3 protein-coding genes are annotated in these 5,583 nt (G+C 43.3%); 2 read left to right on the top strand and 1 reads right to left on the bottom strand.

Features of this window, described 5'->3' with window-relative positions:
• Window positions 1-1,385 (bottom strand): short-chain fatty acid transporter (locus QAI40_RS16625; RefSeq protein WP_304511863.1); only part of this gene is annotated, 1,385 nt, incomplete at its 3' end.
• A 1,670-nt stretch (window positions 1,386-3,055) separates the two neighbouring features.
• On the opposite strand from QAI40_RS16625, the gene QAI40_RS16630 reads away from it, so the two are divergent.
• Both QAI40_RS16630 and hisD read left to right on the top strand, forming a co-directional pair.
• Window positions 3,056-4,069, top strand: coding sequence for a LacI family DNA-binding transcriptional regulator (locus QAI40_RS16630; protein ID WP_304511864.1), 1,014 nt, complete (start codon window positions 3,056-3,058; stop codon window positions 4,067-4,069).
• A gap of 451 nt (window positions 4,070-4,520) precedes the next feature.
• Window positions 4,521-5,583, top strand: a 1,063-nt coding sequence (gene hisD / locus QAI40_RS16635; RefSeq protein WP_304511865.1) for a histidinol dehydrogenase, incomplete at its 3' end; no start/stop codon positions are given.

The following is a 5,583-nucleotide window of genomic DNA, read 5'->3' on the forward strand; positions in this document are numbered from 1 at the left end:
TACGGGAAGAAATAGAGACCAAATGCGATGAAGGGCGCCGATACGACCATGAGCGTCATACAGTATCCCATGATATCTCTTGCCCGCAATCCGGTGATGCCCAAAAGCGCAATGGCCCAGAAGGGCTGGAACATGTTCGTCCACATATCACCGCAGCCGTAGGCCACAATCGATTTGCCCACCGGAACGCCTAGATCTACGGAAATCTGACCGATAATTCCTCCGATGACACCCCATTCACCACCGCCCGAGGGGATAAAAATATTAACGACACCGCCGGTGAGCCAGGCAATGATCGGAAACGACGCGGCTGTTGCAAATCCCAGAAACCATGTCGTGATAATCGCCGCCAGACCGGAATAGGAGATCATTCCCATGATGCCGGCATAGAACGGAAACTGGAGAATGATGCCGCTAGAACCAGGGGTCGCCGTCGTGATGGCACGAACGTACCGGATAGGGGTACGGTGGAGTATGATACCGGCAATCAGAAAGACGAAGTTGAAAATATTCAGATTGAGGCTGACGCCCTTTGTCGCAAAATAGTATACGATGTACACTACGCCCGCAATACCGACCAGATAGGAAATGACGGCACTGTTTTCGAGCAAGTCGGCAAATCCTTTCTTTTTGGTGTCGGACGATACTGCCTCTTTTTCAAGATCTTTTTCCTCTGTAAGTTCCGAGGCGAATGTTTCGACGGGGAGAAAATCGTCGATCCCCTTGCATTCGTCCGGATCTTTCGGGGTCATCAGCCACATGGTAATGGGAATGACGATGAGACAGAGCATGATAGCCATCATAATCGCATAAGGCGTAAAAATGGATTGCGTGATGGGAATGATGCCGAAAATTTTTTCAAAGACATGTCCCTCGGTCGCAGAGAGGAGTCCCGCAGAGGAAGAGGGACCGATATGCCATACCATCTGACCGGTATAGGCCGTTGCGGCGATCAATGGATAGTGGATGTGGATCTTCTTTGCGTACCCTTGCTTGGCCACTTCACGGGCAAAGATGGCGGCAACGATGAGACCGAGACCCCAGTGAAAGTAGGTCATTATCGTGGCGACATATGCCGTCATCAGCACGGCCTGGCCACCTGTTTTCGGTATTCCTGCGAGCCGTTTTAAAAATGGGTGAACGCCGGGGGCAATGGCCAGGGCGTGCCCAGTAACCAGAATCAAGACCATCTGCATGGCAAACGTCAGATTTTTCCAGAATCCATCGTACCAGTGTTTGATCATGTCCATGGGTCCGTTATCGGTAAGTATCCAACCCATGAAGTATGCGATGAATGTCAGAATGACGGCAAATAAATATGGGTTAGGCATGTTTCTCTCGGACCAGTCGGATAATTTTTTCCCACTTTGAGCAACAACGTTCATCTCTCTCCCTCCTTTTGTTGATGTAGACTTCAATTGGCCTCTGGAATTAAAGGCCTTTTCTGCCCGGGTGCGTGATATAAAATCTTTTTTCACCTCCTTTGTAGAAATATTACCGGTAACATTAACAGAGAAATTTACATGCTGTCAAGGACTTATTGAGCTAAACCCTGATGTATATCATATAGACGTCTTTGCCTTCTGGCCGGTTGATACAGAAAGGATATTGATGGTGAATTGGGAATAAAGCTTGCAACAAAACAAACCGTCGACAAAAGTATTCATAGGGTTGGTTTTTTCAGATAACGACTGCCATAACAGACAGGGACGGAGAAAAATATCTTTGGTCAGTCAATTTTCAATTTTTCTCATAAGAACAAATTTTTTCAGAGTTTGAAACATATTTATTTTAAGACAAATGCGACTTGCTTAAAACCCCGGACTCCTTTGTCTATACTTCCTCTGGATGGCAAAAAAAATCATACCACCGCATTCGTTGTTCTCTGCTTAACAATTATTGATCAAATGTATGACAAACGTTTTCAGCACAAAAAAACTCAATATATAATGCACAAAATGTGTTGAGTATCACTATTTTGTAGGCTGGAAAGCATTGATTTATGGTTTCAATACAAGCTGAAAACTCAATAGAAAATATCCAATACGTTTTCAATTTAAAGCAAAACTTAGAAAACTTTCACCAAATATATTCAGGCCCCCTTTTTTAGAGAGAACTATAACGTGTAGGGCTCTCTTTTTCTAAAAAACATAAACCACAAGATTTGGTATCTTTTATTTTTTTCTTTGGCGATGAAATTCATTTTTAAAATTCGGATCTAAAAGTTTAATTTTCCCAAAATGAAATTGTGTGAAAAGTCCGGACTACTGGCTATAATCCTCTCCCGGATTAATCACTATTTCACACCTTTTTTTCTTCCGTGTACCCATCAAACCAAACTTCTCAATTTTCAATCGTTCTTCCTCACCATCCCTGATCCCTATGAATCTGGGTGGTGCAGTGTTTGTTTTAGGGAGAGTGCTGATTTGAGGTAAGTGAATGAAGATTTAATAAAAAAAGGCAGAACCTAATTAATGACCCTGCCTTTAATACTGATTCAAATGCACTTTCTATTTTTTTATTGCAAAGCGTTGGGTCTAATACCCCGTCGCTTGCGACGATAAGATTGATTGCATCATTTGTTGATACCCCATCCGCTTGCGGTGGGGAGGTTCATTTCTGGTAAGAAATTTTTAGATTAAGATGAATATATTAATTAATAAGTTGATTATCTGTGTGATGAATGAAATTTACCCCAAACACAAGATATTGTGTTTGGCGATGATGCTAAAAGCTCAAGACTGTTAATAATAGTGTCCCCCTTTATATCCAGCATTCGGAGAAAAAAATAATAGACATAGGTGTCACCTAATTCCTGATTAAAAATTCCATAAAAATAAGAAATCTTGGACTCTCGACTTTGAATACAAGGGCTAAAGGGACTATACTATTTACCAATAGTTTAGATACGTCAAATAACATATGAAAGTCATATGTCCGGTTCGTTACAGAAATTGGCTTGATTAAACACTTGACAACAAAAAGAAAACTCTTCATTTATATTGCAAACGATTGCGCGATGTTTAAGATAATCTATTAAGATTAAGGAAAAAAAATGAAACGCCTGACCTTGAAGGACCTGGCAAAAATGACAGGGTTTTCTGTAGCGACTGTTTCCAGAGCCCTGAACGATCACCCAAGAATTAGCCGGAAGACTAAAAACAAAATTATCGAAACCTCCAAAAAAGTTGGATATCAGCCTAGTCTTATTGCCAGGGGATTCAGGGAGAAAAAGAGCTACCTGATTGGCCTCATTATTTATGATTTAAATAATTCGTACCATGCTGCTGCCACTAGAAGCATTCTTGAAGAGGCGCAGCATGAAGGGTACCAGGTGCTTATTCGCAGCACACTGGACCTACCCACGGGCGTTCCCGAAGCCATTGAGGATATGAAACGGGTTGGTGTGGACGGCATCGTCGTAACCGCCACCCGGCTTGAGGAAAAATCACTTGAAAATCTGATCAGGGAGAAGTTCCCTGTTGTACAGATGATGAGGCGTCTGGCACAGAATACAGGGGTTCAGATTGTCCCTGACGGTGCCTACGGCATACACATGCTCGTAACCCATCTACTGAGGCTCGGACACCGCAAAATAGCAATGATCGGAGGGCCTGATAACTTATACACTAGTAAAACCCGGTACGAAGCGTATTACCAGGCGTTACGAGAAAATGATATCCCCATAGATAAAAATTTGGTATTAAAAGGCAGGGCCTTTAGTTATGATACTGGATATAAGCTTTGTAAAGCCATACTTCGAAGGCGGTCACTACCTGATGCAATCGTTTGTGCAGATGACCATATTGCATTTGGGGCAATGCAGGTCATTGATGAAGCCGGTCTTTCCATCCCTGAAGATATAGCCATCGTAGGATTCGACGATTGTGAGATGTCCGCTCATCCCAGAATTCAGCTGACATCGGTCAAATATGATATGAAGCAGCTTTCCCGCCTCGCCGTTAAAAGTATTTTGGAGCAAATTGATGGCGGTATCCCTGACCATAAACTAATTAAGATCGTCCCTCAGCTGGTTGTCAGGATGACCTGCGGTTATCTGAAAGAATAATCAATTTTAGAAACGCAATCTTAAGAAAAGAAATAATCGGTAGAGCTGTGTGCAATTATTTGCACACAATATGATATTGTCGTGCAATAAGATTTTATTTCTCAACTTTTTCTTTTCGTAATATTTTTTATAAAACATGTTATTTTATGAAAAAATTCTTTAATTTAAAATACTTATATCTATAATTTGTTTTTTTAAAAAAACTTGACAAGTGCATTTATATAAAACATAATTGTGCAAACGTTTACTTTACTTAGAAAGCACTATTTTTCAAAGTAAAGGCGAATAACAGGGGCATACCTTAAAAGTTTTGGTGGACTTGGTTGATTTTTTTATCGCTACCGTGTTTCAGAACAACTTCTGGAAAAAAATTAAGCAGTCTCCAGTTATCCGGAAGATTTAAGGTTACAACCTAAAACAATAAAAGACCCAAAGAGAGGAAATTTGACCCATGGTATCGGAACTATTGAAAGCAGATAAACCAAAGACCGCTTCTGATATCGAAGGGGTTCAGAACACCGTCAGAGAAATTATCAATAAACTAAGGGACGAAGGAGATGCTGCCTTAAGATTCTATCAGAAAAAATTCGACAACCATACCCCGGACACCTTCCGCATTACGCCGGAAGCAGCTGCGACTGCTAAAGGCCGACTTCCTATCGAAGTGGTTGAAGAGCTGGATTTTGCCATTGAACAGGTAACTGCATTTGCCCAGGCCCAGAAGAATTGTTTCAGCCCCCTGGAAACCCAAATAAAGCCTGGCATGGCCATGGGCCATCGGGTCATACCCGTGGATAGTTGCGGTTGCTACATCCCTGCTGGTCGTTATCCGTGCCTGACTGCAGCCGTCATGTCCATTGTCCCGGCCAAGGTAGCCGGTGTGAAACGGATCGTAGCAGTTAGCCCTCCGGGTACAATCGGTGAGATCAACCCTGGTATTCTTTATACGATCCACGCCTTGGGCTGTGAAGAGATCTACTGCATGGGAGGGGCTCAGGCGGTTGCTGCATTGGCTTATGGAACAGAGAGTATAAAGCCTGTAGACCTAATCGTGGGGCCGGGGAACCAGTTTGTTGCTGAAGCCAAACGCCAGGTATTCGGCAAAGTGGGCATCGACTTTCTGGCGGGTCCCAGTGAAATCCTGATTATTGCCGATGATACTGCCAGGGCTGATTGGGTGGCCGCGGATCTTCTTGCCCAGGCCGAGCATGACCCCAATGCTAGGACTTGCCTGGTGACCAATAGCAGAGAGCTGGCTGAAAATACCATCGAACAGGTGGAAATCCAACTTAAGGATAGAACTACCGAAAAAGTGGCCCGCGCATCATGGAACGACTACGGTGTGGTCGCCTTGGTGGATACCTTGGAAGAGGCCATTGAATACACGAACCAGTATGCTCCCGAGCATCTGGAAATTCACACGGCATCACCTCGTGAAATCCTTGAGGGTTGCCGCCACTACGGGGCCGCTTTTTTGGGTGAAGACACTGCAGAAGTATATGCAGACAAAATTG

The organism is Desulfobacula sp. (assembly GCF_030611305.1).
Classification (GTDB): Bacteria; Desulfobacterota; Desulfobacteria; order Desulfobacterales; family Desulfobacteraceae; genus Desulfobacula.

Excerpts from the sequence above, each read along its gene's own strand:
- QAI40_RS16630 (WP_304511864.1), top strand. The coding sequence starts at position 3,056 with ATGAAACGCCTGACCTTGAAGGACCTGGCAAAAATGACAGGGTTTTCT.